Below are 20,983 nucleotides of genomic sequence, written 5' to 3' on the forward strand. Positions count from 1 at the left end.
GGAATTATTCAGGCAATAACACTCGCGCCTGCTGCTGTTGTGCATAGAGCGTGCGGAACAGCTGCAATCGCTGCTGCAGCACCTTGCCGCGCGCAGCATCTGGTTGATATCGCGCCTGCACCGGAGGTTTGAGGCAAACTTCGCTCTCCACACCCCCCGCGGCCAGCCATGCCAGACGCGCGGCCCCCAAAGCGCCGGACGCGCTGGCGGGATGCGTGACGATCGGCAGTTGCAGCACATCGGCGATCAACTGCGCCCACAACGTGCTGCGCGCCCCACCACCGGTCAGGCTGCACTGCTGAATCTGGCGCTGCGCATCACCAAGCACCGCGAACCCGTCGGCCAGACCAAACGCTACGCCTTCAATTACTGCGTAGCCGAGCAGCGCACGCGGTGTTTCGTGGCGCAGATTGAAGAAAGAACCGGAGGCGTCAGGATCGTTGTGTGGCGTGCGTTCACCGGAAAGATAGGGCAGGAAAACCGGGGCATGACGCCGCTGCTCTTCACTGAGCTGTGCCATCTCTTCCATCAGTTGGCTTTCGGTAACGGAGAGCAGATTACACAGCCAGCGCAGGCAGCTGGCGGCGCTGAGCATCACGCTCATCTGGTGCCAGCGTCCGGGCAAGGCATGACAGAAGGCGTGCACGCCCGATTGCGGATCGGCCAGCAAACGATCGTTGACGACAAAAATCACGCCGGAGGTACCCAGCGAGATAAAAGCATCACCCGGATTAACCGCGCCGACACCAACCGCCGATGCGGCATTGTCGCCACCGCCGCCCGCCACACAGACCGCGGCCGACAAGCCCCATTCACTTGCCAGTTCGGCTTTCAATGGGGCGCTCACCGCGCTGCCTTCCACCAGCGCCGGCATATTGGCGCGCGTGAGACCGGTGATGGCTAACAGTTCGTCGCACCAGTCGCGCTGAGCCACATCGAGCCACAACGTGCCTGCCGCGTCTGAAGGTTCACTGATAAATTGTCCGGTTAAACGCCAGCGTAGGTAATCTTTCGGCAGCAGCACTTTATCGATGCGACGGAAAATCTCAGGCTCATGTTCTGCCACCCAACGCAGTTTAGGTGCGGTGAAGCCCGGCATAATCATATTGCCGCTGAGCTGCATCATTTCCGGATGTTGGGCACTGAGCGCGGCACATTGCGGCGCACTGCGTGTGTCATTCCACAGAATGCACGGGCGCAGCACCTTACCCTGCGCATCCAGCAGCACCGCGCCGTGCATCTGCCCGGACAAACCCATCGCGCGAATCTCGCTCCAGGCCAGCGCATCCTGCTGGCGCAATCCAGCAAGGACATCACCGCACGCTTGCCACCAGCGCTCGGGATCCTGTTCTGCCCAGTGCGCATGCGGACGCTGCACGTTGAGCGTGGCGTGATTCGAGGCAATGATCTCACCCTGCGCATTGATGATCAGCGCTTTGAGCTCGGAGGTGCCAATATCAATCCCAAGATACATAACGCGCTCCTTACACCGCAGCCAGCATGCGTTCTGGCTGTTTCAGCCACAGTTGCAGATCCGCCACGCTGCGCGTCACCAGCGCATGAAACGCCTTGTCCTGTGCCAGTTCGCCAAATAGCGCGCTATCGCTGAGGAAAGCGTTCAGTGCATCGGAGCGGCTAAACTGCTGGCGCAGCGCATCGGCTTGCAGCACGCCATCCTGATAGGTGTAAGGCAAATCATCACAGGCCCAGCGCTGCAGGAACAGGAAGAACAGTGCAGGCAGCACGGCAGTGGCCGCCGGTTCTGCGCCACGCTGATAGCATTCGCGCAGTGTTGGCGTCACCATGCCGGGGATTTTCGACAAACCGTCCGCGCCAACACGTTGATTGGTGTCTTTAATGTAGGGATTGCTAAAACGCGCCAGTACCACATCGCGATAATCGGCTAAATCCAGCGGGCTCGGCGACAGCGATGGCATCACATCCTGGGTCACGTAGTCATAGGCCAGTTGGTAAATCGCCGGCTGACGCGTGCTGTCGTCAATGTAATTGAGGCCAATCAGCGTGCCTGCCCAGGCAATCGCCGCATGCGTGGCGTTAAGGATGCGGATTTTCGCCTCTTCCCACGGCAATACCGATTCCACCAGCTCAACGCCAACCTTCTCCAGCGCCGGCCGACCGGCAATGAAGTCATCTTCAATCACCCATTGAATAAAGGATTCGGCCATCACCGATGCACCATCCTCTTTACCCGTAGCGGCTTTAACGCGCTCAGCCACATCCGGCGTTGGACGCGGCGTAATGCGATCCACCATGGTGTTGGGCGAGGTGGTATTTTCGCGCACCCAATTCGCTAAGGCGTTGTCACCTTTGGCGGTAAGAAACGCGAGGAAGCCGTGACGGAAACGTTCGCCGTTGTGGCGCAGATTATCGCAGTTGAGCAGCGTAACGGGCGCGCCACCGTTGGCCACGCGCTGCGTGAGGATGCGTGCCAGCGCGCCATAAATCGTGCGGATGTCGCCTTTCACATCGGCCTGCACATCCGGCTGCGTCAGGTCCAGTTCGAATTCCGGTGTCAAATAGTAACCGGCTTCGGTGACGGTAAAACCTATCACGCGGGTTTCACTTTTCGCTCCCTGCTCCACCAGCGCGCTGATGTCGCTATCCCACGGCAGGATTTTGCGCAATGACGTGATGGTTTCATAGGCGCGTTCGCCATCGGGTGTAACGGTTTCCAGCACATATTCGCCCTCTTGCGCAGCAAGTTGCTTTAGCAACGGCGCGGCATCATTGCGGATATTGCCGAGGGCAATGCTCCAGCTGTCATCGCCCCGCTCGCGTAGTTTATGCAGATACCACGCCTGATGCGCGCGGTGAAAAGATCCTGCGCCGATATGCATCCACACTGATTGATTGGTCATAGTCGCCTCAAAATAAACATTTGCCACGATTAAGGGCATTTGCCCGATGAGGCGTAGCATAGTGCGAGCGAGCAGCCTTGTTCTGCGAGCTCAATCACAATTAATACTTTTGCTCTTTTTTAGGGCTTTTGCTCAGTTAACACTTCATCGGCATCTCGCGTTAACATGGCGCACCGGTTTTGACGGAACAGCGCGATGAGCAGAGAAGAGAAAAAACAAGAACTGGCAGCACGTGCGGCCTGGATGTATTACGTGGCGGGCGTGACGCAGCAAGAGATTGCACGCGCGTTAGGATTGTCACGTCAGGTGGCGCAGCGATTGGTCTCCAGCGCGCGTGAAATGGGCATGGTGAGCGTAAAGATTGATCATCCGGTTACCCATTGCTTGCATCTGGCGCGCGACGTTCAGGATAAATTTGGCCTGCAACTGTGCCGTGTGGTGCCATCCGCCAATCTGGATGATGACGCTATTCAGCAGATGCTGGCAGTGGAAGGCGCGGCGGTGATGGCGCAATACATCAGCGAGGAGCAGCCGCAGGTATTTGGCATTGGTTCCGGTAAGACGCTGCGATCGATGATTGATGCGCTGCCCTGGGTTGAGCGACCGCAGCATCAGTGCGTTTCGATGATTGGCGCGATTGCGCGGGACGACTCGGGTACGCGCTATGACGTGCCGCTGAAGATGGCGGAGAAGATGCAGGGCAAGTATTTCTTCATTCCTGCGCCGCTGTATGCGGATACGCCCGAAGATAAAGAGATGTGGATTCAGCATAAGGTTTATCAGCGCGTGACGTTACGCGCCTTGCAGGCGAATGTGGCCTTCGTTGGCATCGGCGAAGTGCAGCCCGGCTGCCCGCTGCATGCCGAAGGCTTTATCACCGATGCGCAAGTAGCTGCGCTCAACGCGCGCGGCGTGGTGGGCGAAATGCTCGGGCACTTTTTCAATCAGCAAGGTGAACGCGTGTGGGGTGAAACCGATGAACTGCTCACCAGCGTGTTGCTGGAGAGCCAGACGCAACGCCAGATTATTGGCTTTGCCGGCAGCGAGCGTAAATATCCGGCGATTCGCGCGGCGTTACAGGGCGGCTGGGTGTCAGGTCTGGTGACCGATGAGGATACGGCGCTGAAGTTGTTGCGGGGGTAGAGGGTGCTTGCTGGCCTTCCCCGCCCGCGGGGGAAGGAGACGCTGCCAAATGCCACTTCAACACCCACATACTGCAGCATCTTCCTCCCCCATTTATGGGGGGACCGAGGAGGGGGACAGCGAGCGCTGGCCAGGATGGGGGACAGCGAGCGCTGGCCGGGATGGGGGACAGCGGGCACAATCTACTTCAACGATCCCTTCAAAAACTGCTGCAAGCGCGGGCTTTTTGGATTGCCGAACAGCTCATCCGGCGTGCCCTGCTCTTCAATTTTGCCCTGATGCAGGAAGATCACATGATTAGAGACGTGACGAGCAAACTCCATCTCATGCGTCACCACCACCATGGTTTTGCCCTCTTCCGCCAGTTTCTGCATAATGCGCAGTACTTCGCCGACCAGTTCCGGATCGAGCGCAGAAGTGGGTTCGTCAAACAGTAACACTTCAGGCTCCATCGCCAACGCACGCGCAATCGACACGCGCTGCTGCTGACCACCGGAAAGGTGCACCGGATATTTGGCACGCGCACGCGCATCAATGCCGACTTTATCCAGATACTTGATCGCACGCTCACGCGCTTCCGCCTTGCTCAGCCCCAGCACCTGAATCGGCGCTTCGGTAACGTTGTCCAGCACCGTCATGTGGCTCCACAGGTTGAAGTGCTGAAACACCATGGTCAGGCGCGTGCGCAGCATACGCAGCTGCTCTTTGTTCGCGACTTTCAGTTGACCATCGGTGTCGCGCACCAGATTGATCTGCTGGTTGTTGACCGCAATGGTGCCTTCGCTCGGTTTCTCGAGGAAGTTAATGCACCGCAAGAAGGTACTTTTCCCGGAACCGGACGAGCCAATAATGCTGATCACATCGCCGGCATTTGCCTGCAGCGATACGCCTTTCAGAACTTCATGTTCACCGTAACGTTTGTGCAGTTCGGTAACGCTTAATTTATTGTCAGCCATAGTGATACTCAATGCGATGAAGAAGGTTTTACGTGCGCCAGGAAGCGTTGTTCAGCTTTGCGGAACAAGCTAATCAGCCCGTAAGAGATAATCAGATACAGCACCGCAGCGATGCCAAACGCGGTAAACGGCTGATAGGTGGCCGAGTTGATATCGCGCGCGATTTTTAACAGATCCGGCACCGTCGCGGTAAACGCCAGCGCGGTGGAGTGCAGCATCAGGATCACTTCATTGCTGTACGCCGGCAGCGCGGTGCGCAGTGCCGACGGCAGGATGATGCAGCGATACAATTTAAACGGCGAGAAGCCATAGGCGCGCGCCGCTTCGATTTCACCGTGCGGCACCGAACGAATCGCACCGGCAAAGATTTCGGTGGTATAGGCGCAGGTGTTCAGCGTGAACGCCAGCAACGTACAGTTCAATCCACTGCGGAAGAAGGCGTTCAGCAACTCGGTGCCCTTCACCACTTCCAGCGTGTACATGCCGGAGTAGAACACCAACAGCTGCACATACAGCGGCGTGCCGCGAAACACATAGGTGAACAGCCAAACCGGCGTGGAGATAAAGCGGTTAGAGGAGACGCGCGCAATCGCCAGCAGCACCGCGAGCGAACCGCCAATCACCACCGAGATGATCAATAACCACAGCGTAATCGCGATGCCGGTAAAACGGTAACCATCGGTCCAGAGCAGCTGTTTCCAATACTCCTGAATAATCTCAATCATAGCTCTGCCCTTTTCACACCCACCGTGTAGCGACGCTCAAGCCACCACAGCACGCCATTCGACAGCGTGGTAAACACCAGATAAATCACACCTGCCACAATGGCGAAGTAGAACGGCTGCCAGGTACTTTTACCTGCCAGCTGCGTGGCTTTCACCACATCTTCCAGCCCCAGCAGCGAAACCAGCGCCGTGGCTTTGAGAATAACCTGCCAGTTGTTGCCGATGCCCGGCAGCGCAAAGCGCATCATGGCCGGGAACAGAATGCGACGGAAGGTTTGCGAGCCGGTGAAACCGAAGGCGGTTGCCGCTTCGATCTGCCCTTTTGGTACCGCGAGGAACGCACCACGGAAGGTTTCAGTGAAGTAAGCACCGTAGATAAAGCCGAGCGTGATGATACCGGCGACCATCGGGTCGATATCAAATTGCGCCAGTCCCAGCGCATCAGTGAGGGTATTCAAGGCGATCTGCAGACCGTAGAAGATCAGCAGCATCAACACCAAATCGGGCACACCACGGATTAAGGTGGTGTAGCCTTCAAACAGCATCGCCAGCGGGCGACTGCGGGAAAGTTTGGCGCCAGCGCCAATCAAGCCGAGCACCACCGCCAGCAACACGGAACTGAGCGCCAGCTCCAGCGTCACAAGGGTGCCCTTGAGGATTACTTCGGAATAGCCATACAACATGGGTTCAATCCTGTCGTGAGGGTAAGTTACAAACGCTGCCCAACTGACGGACAGTCCTAACCGGGGAATTTGAATCGCAGGATGGATGGCGGCAAGCGTATGAAGCCGGGCAGTTTACATAGGTAAGCGCCCGGAGTGTATACTTATGTGCAACCTTCCTGCCTTTCACAGACCAGGATTAGGAAACAGGATAATTAATCGCCGTACACGTTGAAATCAAAGTACTTCTTAGCAATCTTGTCGTAAGTGCCGTCTTTACGCATCTCAACAAAAGCTTTATCGATCGCGGCCTTCAGATCGGCATCATCTTTACGCAAGCCCATACCGGTACCGACGCCAAAGATCTTGTCGTCTTTCACTGCCGGGCCGGCAAACGCATATTTAGCGCCAACAGGCTGCTTCAGGAAACCTTCGCTCGCCTGCACTTCGTCCTGGAACGCAGCATCAATACGACCGGCATTCAGATCCTGATACACCAGATCCTGGTTAGCGTAAGGCGTAACGGTGACACCTTTTGGCTGCCAGTACTCTTTTGCATAGGTTTCCTGGGTGGTGCCCTGCAGCAGACCGATGTTTTTCCCTTTCAGGGATTCAATGGTCGGTTGCAGCGTAGAACCTTTCGGTGCCACTAAGCGCGCGTTTGCCGCGTACAGTTTTTCAGAGAAGTTGATCTCTTCCTGACGCTTTTCGGTAATTGACAGAGAAGAGATGATGGCGTCGATCTTCTTCGCTTTCAGCGACGGGATCAGCGCATCGAAATCACTTTCCACATAAGTACATTTAGTCTTGATACGTTTACAAATTTCGTTCGCCAGATCGATATCAAAGCCCACCAGCTGACCTTGCGCGTTCTTGGATTCGAATGGCGGATAAGTCGGGTCAGTTCCGATGCGCAGCGACTGCGGCACAGCGGCGAAGACGCTCGCGCTACTTACCATTGTCAGCATCAGAGAAAGAGCCAGAACTCGCTTTTTCATAGGTAACCCTCAAGTGAAGTGCTTATTGTTATGTGGTGCGTGATGTGTTGGTTTGCGCTGTAAGCTGTGCACGTTTCATGCCAGTTGTGCGAATTGGCTAAACGCTGCGCAAGCGCGCTAAATACTGCGCCGGTTAGCGGCGCAAGCACTTAGTTTGTGAGGGAAATATAACAGCGGTGTGAGGAAGAAAAAGCGACATTGTTAACTTTTGGTGCACAAGATGCACGAAGAGTGATCGCACACGCGAATTTGCACACGAGCAGTGCATTAATGCACCATTATGCGCCACTCCAGCGAGTGAAAAGATCTTCTGGCAGCTCAATATCGAACTGATCGAGCACACGATTCACCGTTTGATCGACTAAATCGCCGATCGATTGCGGACGATGATAGAACGCTGGCACCGGTGGCATGATCAGCGCGCCCAGCTCTGCGGCGGTGGTCATCATGCGCAGATGTCCCAAATGCAGCGGCGTTTCACGTACACACAGCACCAGCTTACGCTGCTCTTTTAGCACCACATCGGCGGCGCGGGTCAGCAAGCTATCGCTGTAGCTGTGCACGATCCCTGACAGCGTTTTCATCGAGCACGGCGCGATCGCCATGCCGAGAGTTTTGTAGGATCCGGATGAGATGCTGGCGGCGATGTCGCGCACGTCATGCACCACATCGGCCATCGCCTGCACCTCGCGCAGGCTGAAATCGGTCTCCAGCGCCAGCGTTTGCCGCGCGGCGGGGCTGATCACCAAATGGGTTTCCACCTCCGCCAGCGGTTGCAGCACTTGCAACATGCGTACGCCGTAGATCGCGCCGCTGGCGCCGGAAATACCAATGATCAGTCGTTTCATAATTCAGCCTTGCAGGTTCAGATTGCGGCAATGATAGCGGCTCACTGAACAAAAATACAAAAACAAACAGGGCGGGATTGCGCCCGCCCTGCTTTTACTCTGCCATAACCTCTGGCTTAGCCTTCGTTGTGCAGCTCCAGACCTTCCACTTCTGTCTGACGCGCGATGGCTTTGGAATCGTCATTACGCAGCGACTGCAGATACTCAAGGTACTGTTGATCGACATCTTTGGTGACGTAGATGCCGTTGAATACCGAGCACTCAAAGTTGGCGATATCCGGGTTCTCTTCACGCACCGCTTCAATCAGGTCGTTGAGATCCTGGAAAATCAACGCATCCGCTTTAATCAGCTGGCAGATCTCATTCACTTCACGGCCATGCGCAATCAGTTCGGTAGCGCTCGGCATATCAATGCCATAGACGTTCGGGAAACGGATTTCCGGTGCCGCCGAGGCGAGATAGACTTTTTTCGCGCCCGCTTCACGTGCCATCTCAATGATCTGCTCGGATGTGGTGCCGCGTACGATGGAGTCATCCACCAGCAACACATTCTTATCACGGAACTCAGCACGGTTGGCGTTCAGCTTGCGGCGAACGGCGCTGCGGCGCTGCTGCTGGCCGGGCATGATAAAGGTACGGCCAACGTAGCGGTTCTTCACGAAGCCCTGACGATATGGCTTGTCGAGGATACGTGCGATTTCCAGCGCGATATCGGTTGAGGTTTCCGGAATCGGAATCACCACATCGATATCCAGATCTTCCCACTCGCGGGCAATTTTGTTACCCAACTTGGTGCCCATACGCACGCGTGCGCTGTACACCGAGATTTTGTCGAGGAACGAGTCCGGGCGCGCAAAGTAGACGTATTCAAACAGGCACGGATTGGTTTTCGGGTTCTCAGCGCATTGACGCGTAGAGAGCTGGCCCTGCTCGGTGATGTACACGGCTTCGCCAGGCGCTACGTCACGAATGAACTCGAAGCCCAGCGTATCCAGCGCGACGCTCTCTGACGCCACCATGTATTCGGTGCGGCCATCGGCGATAACGCGCTTGCCCAGCACCAGCGGACGAATACCGTTGGGATCGCGGAAGGCGACCATCCCGTGTCCGATAATCATTGAAACCACTGCGTAAGCGCCGCGCACCTGCTGATGCACAGCCGCCACCGCAGCAAAAATGTTGTCAGCTTCCAGCGGATAGTGCTGAAAACGGTCCAGCTCCTGCGCGAAGATATTCAGCAGGATTTCGGAATCTGAGGTGGTATTAACGTGACGGCGACCCGTTTCGAACAGCTGTTTACGCAGTTCGTGGGCGTTGGTCAGGTTGCCGTTATGCGCCAACGTGATGCCGTAAGGAGAGTTCACGTAGAAAGGTTGCGCTTCAGAGGCGCTGGAGCTGCCTGCCGTTGGGTAGCGCACATGACCAATCCCGATGTTGCCCTGCAGACGCTGCATATGGCGCGCTTCGAACACATCGCTGACCAGGCCGTTGGCTTTACGCAAACGGAAGCAGTTAATAGCATCGATGGTACAAATGCCGGCGGCATCCTGCCCGCGGTGCTGAAGCACCGTTAACGCGTCATAGATTGACTGGTTTACTGGCATGAAACCGGTGATACCAACAATACCGCACATATTGTCATTTCCTCATTAGCCGCACTCCCGATGATGTCACCGGGGTAAAAAACTCGACGTGCTTTTCAGGTAATCGAAAAACCACCTGATGATGTAACTGAACTGGGGAATGAGTTGCGACTGTTGCCAGTCCGGGCTTTTAGAAAAGCCGGTGAATGTATCGAGAAAGAACAGCATAGCAGACACGATCAGCACACCGCGCAACGCCCCGAAACAGACACCCAACACCCTGTCGGTTCCCGACAAGCCGGTTTTTTCAACCAGCGAGCCGATCACATAGTTCACGATGGCACCCACAATCAGGGTGGCAACAAACAACACCGCGATAGCGATGCCGTTGCGAACCAGTTCGTCGTCAAAACCTGTAAACCAGACTGCAAGGTAGGCGTAGTAATGACTGGCGACAAAAAACGCGCATCCCCAGGTAACGAGAGATAAGGCTTCCCGGACAAACCCGCGAATCAGGCTGACCAGAGCCGAAAAACCAACTACCGCAATAATGACGTAATCAATCCAGATCATGAACTCTTCCAGCCCAGTGCTATCGCACCCCTGCATCCAGTTCGGGGCGCATTCTAACAGAAAAAGAAAACGTTTGCGTAGGGTTTTCCGGTTCTGTTTCCGCAAAAAGGGCGATGAAAAAAACTTTCCTCGCCCTGTGTATTATCAGTGATTTAATCCACTGATATTCAATGATTTTCCTGTCGCGCTTCGCTACAAAAATTTTGTAAAGCCGCGCCTTTTTCTGCTATTGGCGCGGCTTATCAGCGCGTTATCGCGCGCTATACGGTTTCACCACGCCACCGAGGCCGGAGATGCTTTGCAACTCACTCAGCGAGCCTTGCAGCTTGGCTTTATTGGCATCCGGACCGACGTAAATGCGGGTGATTTGTCCCTGCACCGGCGTAGACGGCACGGTAAAGGCGCGATAACCGGAAAGACGCAGCTGCGCCACAATCTCGCTCACTTTCGCCGCATTCTTCAGCGCACCGAGCTGCACCACGAATGCCTGACCAGCTGGCGCTGCGGGTTCACTCTGCTTCGGCGTTTCCACCGGTTTCGACTGCTCTACCGGTTTCGGCTGCTCGACGGGCTTCGGCTTAGCTTGCTCCACCGGTTTTGGCTTCGGCTGTTCAACCGGCTTCGGTTTCGGCTGCTCGACCGCTTTTGGCTTCGACTGTTCCACCGGTTTCGGCTGCACTTGCTGATGCACCGGCGGCGGCGTGACCACGCTGGGCTCGCTATTCTGCGTGGGCTGCGCGCTGCCATTAGTGGCGGTTTTACCACCGTTCTGATTCTGGGCCGCGCCCGCCCCTTCCGGCGGCTGCGCCGGCAAGGGTTGCGTCACCGGCGGCACCATTTCGCTATCCTGCTGATCGTCCGGTTTTGGCACCAGCGGAATGGCGGCGAACTCTTCTTTATAATGTTTCTTCTTACCGTCTAGCAGGCCGGGCAAGACGATGACACCAATCGCCACCAGAATGACCGTACCGACTAAGCGATTTTGGAACTTACTTGCCACTGCCGTTCTCCGCTGCCATCGATTCCATAACCTGCGCTACGGTGTGGAAAGAGCCACACACCAGAATCACATCTTCGGGACGCGCCTGCTGACGCGCCGCTTGCCAGGCTGCATCAACGTTGCTGTAAGCCACACCGCCGTCCAGATGAGCCAGCAGCTCATCGGCGGAGGCACCGCGCGGACCGTCGAGCGGCGCGCAGTACCAGCGATCAACCTGTGGTGCCAGCGCCGCCAGCGTGCCCGCGATATCTTTGTCGTGCAGCATGCCGACCACCGCATGCACTTCACCGCTGTGCGGCTCTTCAGCCAGACGCGAAGCCAGATAATAAGCGGCATGCGGATTGTGCGCCACATCGAGAATGACGCGCGGCGCTTCGCTGACGGTCTGGAAGCGCCCCGGCAAAATCGCCAGCGGCAGATGCTGACGAATAATCGCTTCGCTTACCGTTAAACCCGACGCACGCAGTGCGGTCAGCGCGGTGGCGGCATTGGGTAACGGCACCTGCGGCAGCGGTAAATCGCGCAGCTCGCCGTGCGCATCCTGCAACGTCCAGCTGGTACCCGTTTGCTGCCACTGCCAGTCGCGATTGCGCTGCAGCAACACCGCACCCTTCTCCGCTGCGACGTCGGCGATGGTGCCCGGCATATCGGCTTCACCGACAATTGCTGGTTTACCTGCGCGGAACACGCCGGCTTTTTCCCGACCGATACTTTCACGATCAGGACCCAGCCAATCGGTGTGATCGAGCGCGATGCTGGTGATCACTGCCACGTCGGCATCGACAATATTGGTGGCATCAAGACGTCCGCCCAGGCCGACTTCAAGGATCACCACGTCGAGATTCGCCGCGCGGAACAGATTGAAGGCCGACAAGGTGCCGAACTCAAAATAGGTCAGTGAAGTGTCACCGCGCCCGGCTTCAATCGCGGCAAAACTGGCGCTGTGCTGCGCTTCATCCAGTTCAGCGCCCTGCACCCGTACACGTTCGGTGTAACGCACCAGATGTGGCGAGCTGTAAACGCCCACGCGATAGCCCGCGGCCATCAATAGCGTTTCCAGCATGCGGCAGGTGGTGCCTTTGCCATTGGTACCGGCGACGGTGAAGACAAAAGGAGCGGGTTTGAGCAGGTCGAGGCGTGCGGCGACGCGTTGAATACGATCCAGACCCAGTTCAATGGCCTGCGAATGCAGATGCTCAAGATAATGAAGCCACGTGGCCAAAGGCGACGTGGCTTGAGGAAGAGATTTGTCCATGTGTCCCGTTCAAAATCAATACACCGAATAACTTAAGGTCGCGGACCACGTTGGATGCAACCTTAAGTATTCAATGTAGACGGTGCATTGGAGGAAGGAAACATTACTGCCTCATTCCGTTGCCTGTCAGGCTTCGTTGCTCTCCGGCTCAGCCACATTAGGCTGATCACCATCCAGCTGCGGCGCTGGCAGGTTCATCATTTTCGCCAGCAGGCTTGCCAGCTTAAAGCGCATTTCCGGACGACGGATGATCATGTCGATCGCTCCTTTCTCGATCAGGAATTCACTGCGCTGGAAGCCCGGCGGCAGTTTTTCACGCACGGTCTGCTCGATAACGCGTGGACCGGCAAAGCCAATCAGCGCTTTCGGTTCCGCCACGTTGAGATCGCCCAGCATCGCGAAGCTGGCTGAAACGCCGCCCATGGTTGGGTCAGTCAGCACGGAGATGTACGGCAAGCCGCGCTCCTGCATTTTCGCCAGTGCCGCACTGGTTTTCGCCATCTGCATCAGCGACTGCAGCGCTTCCTGCATACGTGCACCGCCTGACGCGGAGAAGCAGATCAGTGGGCAGTTGTCTTCCAACGCCTGCTCAACGCCACGCACAAAGCGCGCGCCAACCACTGAACCCATTGAGCCGCCCATAAAGGAGAACTCAAAGGCCACAGCGACAATTGGCATGCCGTGCAGCGTGCCTTTCATCGCCACCAGCGCATCTTTCTCACCGGTGTCTTTCTGTGCGGCGACCAAACGGTCTTTATACTTCTTCGAGTCGCGGAACTTCAGCAGATCCTTCGGTTCCAGCTCGCTGCCCAGCTCAACCAGCGAACCTTCATCCAGCATGCTATGCAGACGCTCACGGGCGTGCATGCGCATGTGATGGTCGCACTTCGGGCAGACCTCGAGGTTACGCTCCAGCTCGGCGCGGTACAGCACCTGCCCACAACTATCGCACTTGGTCCACACCCCTTCCGGGATGCTGGCTTTGCGCGTTGGCGTGGCAGTGCTTTTATTCAGTATGCGTTCAATCCAGCTCATTGATGACCTTTCTATTTAATGCTGACCTGGTCCAGTCTTCTCATTGCTGCTGAAATCACCTTCAGCAGGCCGTAAATGTCGCTCATTAAACCACAACCCGTTCACGCTGTGGATAAAAATCTGGTAACGAGCTTACTGCGACTTCTGCTGGCGGCGATGACGCCACACTTCAATTACGCCTGGCAGTATAGAAACCACGATGATGCCGACGATCAGCAGCTTCAGGTTCTCCTGCACAACCGGCAGGTCGCCAAACAGGTAACCGGCGTAAGAGAACAGCAGCACCCACAGCAGTGCGCCCGTCACATTGTAGAGCGCGAAGTGGCGATAAGACATGTGTCCCATCCCCGCCACAAAGGGGGCAAAGGTTCGCACGATTGGTACAAAGCGCGCAAGTATAATGGTTTTGCCGCCGTGGCGATCGTAGAACGCGTGGGTTTTATCCAGGTAACTGCGACGGAAAATTTTCGAGTTCGGGTTGCTGAAGAGCTTCTCACCGAACAGACGACCAATCGTGTAGTTCACCGCATCACCGAGGATGGCGGCGATCACCAACAGCGTTACCATCAGGTGAACGTTGAGATCGTTACCCGGCAAGGCCGCCAGCGCACCGGCAACAAACAGCAGGGAATCGCCTGGCAGGAACGGCGTAACCACCAAACCGGTTTCACAGAACAGAATCAGGAACAGAATGGCGTAAATCCAGATGCCGTACTGCGCCACCAGCTCGGCCAAATGCACATCAATATGCAGAATAAAATCGACTAAAAAGTGGATGAAATCCATATAACCACAACTCCCCTAACACCCAACAATTAACGGTTAATCCGCGAGGAACAACGGTCCCAACGCAGGCTGAGGTAATGCAAAGTGGGATGGATAATCCACCGCTACCAAATAAAGCCCCTCGGCTTTGGCGGTCGCCGCCGCCAGCTTACGATCTTTGGCCGCGAGCAGCGTCGCCATCCACTCTTCCGGCTGGTTGCCGGTGCCGATTTCCATCAGGCTGCCGACAATATTACGCACCATGTGATGTACAAATGCATTGGCTTTGATATCCACCACTACATACGGCCCATGACGCGTGACGTTGAGATGCATCACGTTGCGCCACGGCGTGCGTGACTGACACTGCACCGCACGGAACGAAGTGAAGTCATTCTCGCCAATCAGCGCCTGACCAGCGCGCTGCATCTTCTCTGCATCCAGCGGATGATAATAATGGGTAATGCCATTGCCCAGAATCGCCGGACGCAGCCGATGGTTGTAAATCACGTAGCGATAGCGGCGTGCCGTGGCGCTAAAACGCGCATGAAACTCGTCCGGCACCGCTTTCACCCAGCGCACCGCGATGTCATCAGGCAGATTGGCATTCACACCCAACGTCCAGGCTGCGTCAGCACGCGGTGAGGTGGTTTCGAAATGCACCACTTGTCCGGTGCCATGCACACCAGCATCGGTACGGCCCGCGCAGAACACCACCACCGGATGATCGGCCACTTTCGACAACGCCTTTTCCAGCTTTTCCTGCACGCTGCGCACTTCATTTTGCCGCTGCCAGCCGTAATAACGGCTGCCATCGTATTCAATACCCAACGCCAGCTTAAGCGTTTTCCCTTCAGGCAACATTAATAGAAATACTCCTGCACCAGTTTCTCAGCGGTTTTCACCGCCATCAGTGCACCGCCGAAACGGATGTTGTCTGCCACAGACCAGAACTGTAGCAGCTCTGGGATGCCGTAATCATTGCGCACGCAGCCAATGCTCAGCACGTCGCTGCCGGACGCATCGCCCACCTGCGTGGGGTAATCGCTCTCTTCACTCAGGTTGATATCAACGGAGCGGCCCAGTTCATCGCGCGCTTCTTCTGCAGAGAGCGGACGCAGATTCTCCACGTGTACGATCTGCGCATTGCCGTAGAACACCGGCGCCTGCACGCTGCTTACCGCGATCGGCAAACCTTCGTCCTGCAGCACTTTACGTACCTGCTCAACCACGCGACGTTCGCTCTCGACGCTGCCATTGCTGTCCGCCAGCAGCGGCAAAATGTTGAACGCCAGCTGGCGGCCAAAATAGTGCGTTTCCGCCGGCACGCCGTTCAGCAAACGCGCACTTTCACCGGCCAAACCATCAACCGCCGCTTTACCATGGCTGGAGGCCGCAATCAGGTTGGTAACCTGCAAACGGCTCAGACCGGCCAGATCCACCAGCGGTTTGATTGAGCACAGCAGCTGGCTTACCAGGCTGTCGGCAACGGTAATGATGTTGCGATTGCGGTAATCCGCCAGCACCTGTGGATTCACATCCGGCACCACCAGCGGCACATCCGGTTCGAGCGCAAACAGATCGCTGCTATCGATCACCAGACAACCCTGGCTGGCGGCTTCTTCGGCATAGCGCGCCGAGGCTTCACGACCCGCAGTGAAGAACGCCAGCTGCACTTGCGTCCAGTCAAATTCGGCCACGTCCTGCACCAGCACGGTACGTCCCTCAAAACGTTTGTTCTCACCGGCACCGTTTTCACTCGCCAGCAAATACAACTCACCAACCGGGAACTGGCGTTCAGCCAGCAATTCCAGTACAGCGTTCCCTACTGCGCCTGTTGCGCCCAAAAGCGCGATATTCCAGCCGTCAGACATGTTGGTTACTCCAGAGATTGACACAAAAACAGAAGGCGATGAAAACATCGCCCGAGATTTAGGAATTATCCCCCGCAATAGTGCAGGTGATTGAAATTTCTTTACAAACTGGTGCGGAAGCCAAGCTGATTGAGCATCGCCGCCGTCTCCGCATCATCGCAATGCACCTGCAGCGATGACCACTCACGACGCTCTTGATATTGCTTGCGCAGGCGATCAAACTCGCCTGGCTTTGCCGCCACTCTACGCAGTGGCGCATCGTCGCGGCGCACATCATACACCAGATGTACTAAGCGTTTTAGCGTTGGCTGATCGAGCTTGCCGCGTAAAGTGACAGAACCGAATTCAGGTGCCGGCAGCAGGCTTTCCAGCGCCACCTGCTGCGGCTGGCCGATAAAGTCGCACCAGGCTTCAAACACTTGCGTGGTGCCGCGCGCTTTACCTTCCAGCGTGTAGCCAGCGATATGGGCGGTGGCGATATCCACTTTATCCAGCAGATCGAGCGACAGATCCGGCTCCGGCTCCCACACATCCAATACCACGCTAAGATCGTGGCGCATCTTCAGCACTGCCAGCAGCGCCGCGTTATCTACCACCGCACCGCGGCAGGCGTTGATCAGAATAGTGTTGGGTTTGAGCGCCATCAGCAGCGCCGCATCGGCCAAATGCCAGCTTTTATACGGGCCATCTTTAAACAGCGGCGTGTGGAAGGTCAGGATGTCGGCCTGCGCCACCAGATCATCCAGCGAATGGAAGGTTTCCTGATCGCCACGATCGGCGCGCGGTGGATCGCACAGCAGCGTTTTCACGCCCCAGGCTTGCAGACGCTTCTGCAGGCGGCCGCCAACATTCCCCACGCCAACAATGCCCACGGTGCGATCGCGCAGTGCAAAACCATCGCGCTCCGCCAGCAGCAGCAGCGAGGAGAACACATACTCCACCACCGCAATGGCATTACAGCCAGGCGCCGCAGAGAAGCTGATGCCTGCCGCCGCCAGTGATGCTTCATCAATATGATCGGTGCCGGCGGTCGCGGTGCCGACAAACTTCACCGGCGTACCGGCCAGCAGCGCCGCATTCACTTTGGTGACGGAACGCACCATCAATCCGCTGGCGTCCTGCAGCTCAGCTTCCGGCAACGGACGTCCCGGCACCGCGAGCACATCGCCGGTGCGGCTGAAGAGTTCACGGGCATAAGGCATATTTTCATCGACGAGAATTTTCACTGCGGCGGTCCTGTCTGCAAAAATTTTAGGCGCGTATTTTGCCATAAAGCCGGGGATTAACCTAACCGGCTACGATAGCGATCGGGCGTGGTACCGGCCTGCTGCTGGAACATCACAATGAGCGCCGACGCCGAGCTATAACCCAGCTCGTGAGCGATGCCCTGCACGCTGCAGCCCTGCTCCAGCAGCGCGATGGCGCGCAGAAAGCGTAAACGCTGCCGCCATTCGCTGAATGACATATTCAACTGCTGCTGACAGCGTCGCGCTAGCGTACGCTCGGTGGTGAACACGCGCTTCGCCCATTGTGCCAGCGTGGTGTTATCGCCGGGATGCGCTTCAAGCGCGCGCAGAATCGGCGCGAGGAATTTGTCATCCGACATCGGCAAAAAGCTGTTATGCACCGGTGCCAGACGCAGGCGATCGATCAACACTTCACACATGCGCCAGTCGGCTTGCGTTTGCGGCTGCTCCAGTTCACGGCGGGCAAAATCATTCATGATGGCATGCCCAATGGCATCGACATGCAATAAACAGGCTTTATCCGGCAGGCCCGCGCAGAGATCGGCGGCAAGATTAAAGGTGCGAAAACGCGCCTCGTTGTGGTTGTAGCTGCTGTGACGATGCCCGGCCGGAATCCAAATCGGGATATCTGCGGGCGTCAGCAGACGTTCGCCCTCCACTTCCACCTCCAGCACGTGGCTGGTGACGAAAATCACCTGACCCCAATCATGCGCATGGGTAAGGTATTCGGTTTTGGCGTTGACCTCGTCATAACGCATGAAGAAGCGCAGCAAAGGCGCATCAATCGGCGGCTGGTATTCGACTTGTAGATTCATTCTGTCCGGTCACTAACAAATATTGTCAGATTTTAACTATCTGCGTTAAACCGGTCAAACGTAAACTATTCGCGATTATCTGAGGAGCTGTATCATGAATTTACTGTTTCCGCTGATCGCGGTATTGATCTGGTCGATCAACACTATCGTCAGCAAACTCTCGGCGGGAAGTATCGATCCTGCGGCGATCTCCTTCTATCGCTGGCTGCTGGCGCTGGTAGTACTAACACCGTTTTGCCTGCCGGGCGTGTGGCGCCATCGTCACACCATTAAAGCCAACGGCTGGCGATTGCTGTTCCTGGGTCTGCTTGGCATGGTGCTGTATCAAAGTCTCGCCTATTACGCGGCGCACAGCGTTTCTGCGGTGATGATGGGAATTCTCGGCGCGACCATTCCGCTGCTGACCATCCTGCTCAGTCTGGTTGTGCTGCGCCTCGCGCCGACACGCGGCATTCTGATTGGCGGCGTGCTGTCGTTCGCCGGTTTGGTATGGCTGGTGAGCGAAGGCAATCCGGCGCAGCTGCTGAATCAACGGCTCGGCAATGGCGAATTGATGATGCTGGCAGCATCGACCTCGTACGCCTTGTACGGCGTGCTGACCAAGCGCTGGGCGATTCCGCTGCCGACCTGGCAAAGCCTGTATGTGCAGATTTTCTTTGGCGTGCTGCTGTTGCTGCCCGGCTTCCTGCGCGCGCCGGATGTCACGCTCAACGAGCACAATCTGCCGCTGGTGCTGTATGCCGGGCTGTTTGCGTCGATCATCGCGCCGTTCCTGTGGATCCTTGGCGTGCAGCGTCTGGGCGCCAGCACCACCAGCATATTCATGAACTTCGTGCCGGCGTTTACGGCCATTATTGCCGTGATGTTCCTGCATGAGCAGCTGCATGGCTATCACTGGATTGGCGGCGGCATGACGTTAGTCGGTGTTATTCTGGCGCAACGGCTGAAAACCCCGCTGCGTAAGCCGCGCAGCGCGACCCTTCCCGATCCCGCCGCCTGATTTTATTATCCGGAAAGGCCGCAGCCCCCGTGGATTTCCTGGGGGCTTTTGCTATGATGTGGCCTCTTTTTTCCGGCGCACCCGGATCTGACCCGTTTTCAAGGATTCCGCCATGCAACCTCTCAGCGGTCCCGGTGTGCCCGCGGGCGATCGTTCCCCTTTATCTCAGGCCACTGGCCCGACGCGTCCTGGCGGTCCAGCCGGTGAGCAGCCGCTTTCTCCAGCCCAGCGCACCACGCTGGAACGTCTGATTGTTCGCATTATGTCTTTGAGTACGCTGAAAGCGCCGGAACTCTGGGCTGGCGTGCGGCATGAAGTCGGGGTGAAGAGTGAGGCGGAGCTGCAATCGCGCCACTTCCCGGCGGCGGAGCAGCATCTTAACGGTCGCTTAACCCAGGTGCAAAACAGTCTTGCTACGCGCCAGCTGCTGCAACAGCTGCTGGAAAAATTGCCGCAGGGCAATAATCGCCAGGCGGTGAGCGATTTTATTCGTCAGCAGTTTAACCAAACGGTGTTGAGCGCGTTGTCGCAGGATCAGCTGCGTCAGGTGCTTACCATGCTGCAAAACGGCCAGATGGCGATTCCACAGCCGCAGCAAACGCGCGTCTCCGATCGCAGCTTGTTGCCGGCAGAACAGCAGTCGCTGAATCAGCAGGTGACGCGCCTTGCGGCGAAAACCGGTGAATCGCCAGTGAAACTGCTGGCCGATACGCTGAAGCTGGTGAATCTGAAAAGTGGCGATCCGATTCCCTCACGCCACTTCCCGCTGCTGACGCAATATTTGCAGGTGCGCCAGACGCTGGCTCAGCACAGTGCGCCAACCTTGCAGATGCTGGAAACCTCACTGCGCCAGCCGTTAACCCATGATGAGCAGCGACTGCTGGAAGATTACAGCCAGCAACGTTTCCAGGCGCTGCCGACCACCGTGCTGACGCCAGCGCAGACGCAGGATCTGCTGAATCTGCTGTTTAGCCGCCGCGCCGAGAAACTGCACGAACAGCCGCTGGCCGATAGCGAAATTCGGCCGCAGCCCATCTGGTCGCCGTTTATCCAGATGCTGCCGCAGCCGCTGGCGCAGCGCCCGGCGTTAACGCTGATTGTCGGCATCTTCCTGTTTATCTTCCTGCTGTGGCTGTTTATCTAGCAGCCGCAGTTGGCAGCGGGCGTGGCGATTGGCCACTCACCCGCTGCCGCGCCCCACGCCATCGGATGGCCATCGCGTTTCCAGAAATCCAGCCCGCCAATTAACTCTTTAACCTGAAAACCCAGCGACGCCAGCTTGAGCGCGGCTTTGGTTGAGCCGTTACAGCCGATGCCGTCGCAATAGGTGATGTAAACTTTGCTGCGATCGAGATGCGCCGTAGATTCCGCATTCACGGTGCGATGCGGAAACGAAAGTGCACCGCAAATGTGTCCAGCCTGATAAACCTCATCAGAGCGCGCATCAATCACCACGATCGCCGTGATGCCCTGCGCCAAATCCTCTGCTAAATCCCACGCATCGGTGTAGTACGCCAGTTTATGTTGCAGATACGCCACGCTCTCGCTGGCGCTGACTGGGGCAATTTTTAAGACCGCTGACATCGCATTCTCCTGTTGTGATTTCCCCTAAGTTTACGGCAAAG

Annotated in this window: 21 protein-coding genes; 3 read left to right on the forward strand and 18 right to left on the reverse strand. The window is 56.9% G+C overall.

What is annotated here, in order from left to right:
- Nucleotides 1-4 precede the first annotated feature (4 nt).
- Both xylB and dalD read right to left on the reverse strand, forming a co-directional pair.
- The gene (xylB, locus tag FCN45_RS13305) at nt 5-1,474 is read right to left on the reverse strand and encodes a xylulokinase (RefSeq protein ID WP_137386202.1); all 1,470 of its coding nucleotides are present in this window, start codon (nt 1,472-1,474) and stop codon (nt 5-7) included.
- Between the two features lie 10 nt (nt 1,475-1,484).
- The gene (gene dalD / locus FCN45_RS13310; protein ID WP_137386203.1) at nt 1,485-2,879 is read right to left on the reverse strand and encodes a D-arabinitol 4-dehydrogenase; all 1,395 of its coding nucleotides are present in this window, start codon (nt 2,877-2,879) and stop codon (nt 1,485-1,487) included.
- 195 nt (nt 2,880-3,074) lie between these two features.
- Here dalD and FCN45_RS13315 point away from each other — a divergent pair, with 195 nt between their 5' ends.
- Entirely contained in the window at nt 3,075-4,022 is a 948-nt protein-coding gene (locus FCN45_RS13315; protein ID WP_137386204.1) for a sugar-binding transcriptional regulator, read from the forward strand.
- Between the two features lie 182 nt (nt 4,023-4,204).
- Here the strand turns inward: FCN45_RS13315 and hisP are convergent, their stop codons facing one another.
- The 15 genes from hisP to FCN45_RS13390 all read right to left on the reverse strand — a co-directional run bounded on the left by hisP (nt 4,205) and on the right by FCN45_RS13390 (nt 18,358).
- A complete protein-coding gene (gene hisP, locus FCN45_RS13320) occupies nt 4,205-4,978 on the reverse strand; it encodes a histidine ABC transporter ATP-binding protein HisP (protein ID WP_101763641.1) in 774 nt (257 codons plus the stop codon).
- 8 nt (nt 4,979-4,986) lie between these two features.
- Nucleotides 4,987-5,703 (reverse strand): ABC transporter permease, encoded by a 717-nt coding sequence (locus FCN45_RS13325; protein ID WP_008105190.1) that lies wholly within the window; start codon nt 5,701-5,703, stop codon nt 4,987-4,989.
- A complete protein-coding gene (locus FCN45_RS13330) occupies nt 5,700-6,386 on the reverse strand; it encodes a histidine ABC transporter permease HisQ (RefSeq protein ID WP_008105192.1) in 687 nt (228 codons plus the stop codon). The genes FCN45_RS13325 and FCN45_RS13330 overlap by 4 nt, the downstream gene beginning before the upstream one ends.
- A gap of 194 nt (nt 6,387-6,580) precedes the next feature.
- A complete protein-coding gene (gene argT / locus FCN45_RS13335; protein WP_101763640.1) occupies nt 6,581-7,363 on the reverse strand; it encodes a lysine/arginine/ornithine ABC transporter substrate-binding protein ArgT in 783 nt (260 codons plus the stop codon).
- Between the two features lie 278 nt (nt 7,364-7,641).
- Nucleotides 7,642-8,211, reverse strand: a complete 570-nt coding sequence (locus FCN45_RS13340; RefSeq protein WP_061717852.1) for a UbiX family flavin prenyltransferase — start codon at nt 8,209-8,211, stop codon at nt 7,642-7,644.
- A gap of 116 nt (nt 8,212-8,327) precedes the next feature.
- Nucleotides 8,328-9,845, reverse strand: a complete 1,518-nt coding sequence (gene purF, locus FCN45_RS13345) for an amidophosphoribosyltransferase (RefSeq protein WP_101763639.1) — start codon at nt 9,843-9,845, stop codon at nt 8,328-8,330.
- Between the two features lie 36 nt (nt 9,846-9,881).
- Nucleotides 9,882-10,367, reverse strand: coding sequence for a colicin V production protein (cvpA, locus tag FCN45_RS13350; protein ID WP_064739347.1), 486 nt, complete (start codon nt 10,365-10,367; stop codon nt 9,882-9,884).
- A 250-nt stretch (nt 10,368-10,617) separates the two neighbouring features.
- Nucleotides 10,618-11,367, reverse strand: coding sequence for a cell division protein DedD (dedD, locus tag FCN45_RS13355; RefSeq protein WP_110866560.1), 750 nt, complete (start codon nt 11,365-11,367; stop codon nt 10,618-10,620).
- Complete coding sequence (gene folC, locus FCN45_RS13360) at nt 11,357-12,622, reverse strand: bifunctional tetrahydrofolate synthase/dihydrofolate synthase (protein WP_101763637.1); 1,266 nt, start codon at nt 12,620-12,622, stop codon at nt 11,357-11,359. Before folC ends, dedD begins: the two co-directional genes overlap by 11 nt.
- Nucleotides 12,623-12,748: 126 nt before the next feature.
- Nucleotides 12,749-13,657 (reverse strand): acetyl-CoA carboxylase, carboxyltransferase subunit beta, encoded by a 909-nt coding sequence (gene accD / locus FCN45_RS13365; protein WP_008105205.1) that lies wholly within the window; start codon nt 13,655-13,657, stop codon nt 12,749-12,751.
- 132 nt (nt 13,658-13,789) lie between these two features.
- Nucleotides 13,790-14,443 carry a DedA family protein gene (locus tag FCN45_RS13370; RefSeq protein WP_101763636.1) on the reverse strand — a complete coding sequence of 218 codons (654 nt, stop codon included), beginning with the start codon at nt 14,441-14,443 and terminating at the stop codon, nt 13,790-13,792.
- Between the two features lie 36 nt (nt 14,444-14,479).
- Nucleotides 14,480-15,286 (reverse strand): tRNA pseudouridine(38-40) synthase TruA, encoded by an 807-nt coding sequence (gene truA / locus FCN45_RS13375; protein ID WP_101763635.1) that lies wholly within the window; start codon nt 15,284-15,286, stop codon nt 14,480-14,482.
- A complete protein-coding gene (locus tag FCN45_RS13380) occupies nt 15,286-16,296 on the reverse strand; it encodes an aspartate-semialdehyde dehydrogenase (RefSeq protein ID WP_137386205.1) in 1,011 nt (336 codons plus the stop codon). The genes truA and FCN45_RS13380 overlap by 1 nt, the downstream gene beginning before the upstream one ends.
- Before the next feature lie 101 nt (nt 16,297-16,397).
- Nucleotides 16,398-17,522, reverse strand: coding sequence for a 4-phosphoerythronate dehydrogenase PdxB (gene pdxB, locus FCN45_RS13385; protein WP_137386206.1), 1,125 nt, complete (start codon nt 17,520-17,522; stop codon nt 16,398-16,400).
- A gap of 56 nt (nt 17,523-17,578) precedes the next feature.
- Nucleotides 17,579-18,358 carry a helix-turn-helix domain-containing protein gene (locus FCN45_RS13390; RefSeq protein WP_137386207.1) on the reverse strand — a complete coding sequence of 260 codons (780 nt, stop codon included), beginning with the start codon at nt 18,356-18,358 and terminating at the stop codon, nt 17,579-17,581.
- A 94-nt stretch (nt 18,359-18,452) separates the two neighbouring features.
- On the opposite strand from FCN45_RS13390, the gene FCN45_RS13395 reads away from it, so the two are divergent.
- Entirely contained in the window at nt 18,453-19,358 is a 906-nt protein-coding gene (locus tag FCN45_RS13395) for a DMT family transporter (RefSeq protein WP_137386208.1), read from the forward strand.
- Between the two features lie 112 nt (nt 19,359-19,470).
- Nucleotides 19,471-20,502 (forward strand): flagella biosynthesis regulator Flk, encoded by a 1,032-nt coding sequence (gene flk / locus FCN45_RS13400; protein WP_101763630.1) that lies wholly within the window; start codon nt 19,471-19,473, stop codon nt 20,500-20,502.
- Here flk and FCN45_RS13405 read toward each other — a convergent pair.
- On the reverse strand, nt 20,499-20,942 hold the full coding sequence (locus FCN45_RS13405; RefSeq protein ID WP_137386209.1) for a rhodanese-like domain-containing protein: 444 nt from the start codon (nt 20,940-20,942) through the stop codon (nt 20,499-20,501). The two genes, flk and FCN45_RS13405, sit on opposite strands and share 4 nt — an antisense overlap.
- Nucleotides 20,943-20,983: the final 41 nt, after the last annotated feature.

The organism is Pantoea sp. SO10 (assembly GCF_005281435.1).
Classification (GTDB): Bacteria; Pseudomonadota; Gammaproteobacteria; order Enterobacterales; family Enterobacteriaceae; genus Pantoea; species Pantoea leporis.

Bases quoted from the DNA above. Each gene is read 5' to 3' on its own strand.
- xylB (WP_137386202.1), bottom strand. From the start codon at position 1,474: ATGTATCTTGGGATTGATATTGGCACCTCCGAGCTCAAAGCGCTGATC.
- dalD (WP_137386203.1), bottom strand. From the start codon at position 2,879: ATGACCAATCAATCAGTGTGGATGCATATCGGCGCAGGATCTTTTCAC.
- FCN45_RS13315 (WP_137386204.1), top strand. From the start codon at position 3,075: ATGAGCAGAGAAGAGAAAAAACAAGAACTGGCAGCACGTGCGGCCTGG.
- hisP (WP_101763641.1), bottom strand. From the start codon at position 4,978: ATGGCTGACAATAAATTAAGCGTTACCGAACTGCACAAACGTTACGGT.
- FCN45_RS13325 (WP_008105190.1), bottom strand. From the start codon at position 5,703: ATGATTGAGATTATTCAGGAGTATTGGAAACAGCTGCTCTGGACCGAT.
- FCN45_RS13330 (WP_008105192.1), bottom strand. From the start codon at position 6,386: ATGTTGTATGGCTATTCCGAAGTAATCCTCAAGGGCACCCTTGTGACG.
- argT (WP_101763640.1), bottom strand. From the start codon at position 7,363: ATGAAAAAGCGAGTTCTGGCTCTTTCTCTGATGCTGACAATGGTAAGT.
- FCN45_RS13340 (WP_061717852.1), bottom strand. From the start codon at position 8,211: ATGAAACGACTGATCATTGGTATTTCCGGCGCCAGCGGCGCGATCTAC.
- purF (WP_101763639.1), bottom strand. From the start codon at position 9,845: ATGTGCGGTATTGTTGGTATCACCGGTTTCATGCCAGTAAACCAGTCA.
- cvpA (WP_064739347.1), bottom strand. From the start codon at position 10,367: ATGATCTGGATTGATTACGTCATTATTGCGGTAGTTGGTTTTTCGGCT.
- folC (WP_101763637.1), bottom strand. From the start codon at position 12,622: ATGGACAAATCTCTTCCTCAAGCCACGTCGCCTTTGGCCACGTGGCTT.
- accD (WP_008105205.1), bottom strand. From the start codon at position 13,657: ATGAGCTGGATTGAACGCATACTGAATAAAAGCACTGCCACGCCAACG.
- FCN45_RS13370 (WP_101763636.1), bottom strand. From the start codon at position 14,443: ATGGATTTCATCCACTTTTTAGTCGATTTTATTCTGCATATTGATGTG.
- truA (WP_101763635.1), bottom strand. From the start codon at position 15,286: ATGTTGCCTGAAGGGAAAACGCTTAAGCTGGCGTTGGGTATTGAATAC.
- FCN45_RS13380 (WP_137386205.1), bottom strand. From the start codon at position 16,296: ATGTCTGACGGCTGGAATATCGCGCTTTTGGGCGCAACAGGCGCAGTA.
- FCN45_RS13390 (WP_137386207.1), bottom strand. From the start codon at position 18,358: ATGAATCTACAAGTCGAATACCAGCCGCCGATTGATGCGCCTTTGCTG.
- FCN45_RS13395 (WP_137386208.1), top strand. From the start codon at position 18,453: ATGAATTTACTGTTTCCGCTGATCGCGGTATTGATCTGGTCGATCAAC.
- flk (WP_101763630.1), top strand. From the start codon at position 19,471: ATGCAACCTCTCAGCGGTCCCGGTGTGCCCGCGGGCGATCGTTCCCCT.
- FCN45_RS13405 (WP_137386209.1), bottom strand. From the start codon at position 20,942: ATGTCAGCGGTCTTAAAAATTGCCCCAGTCAGCGCCAGCGAGAGCGTG.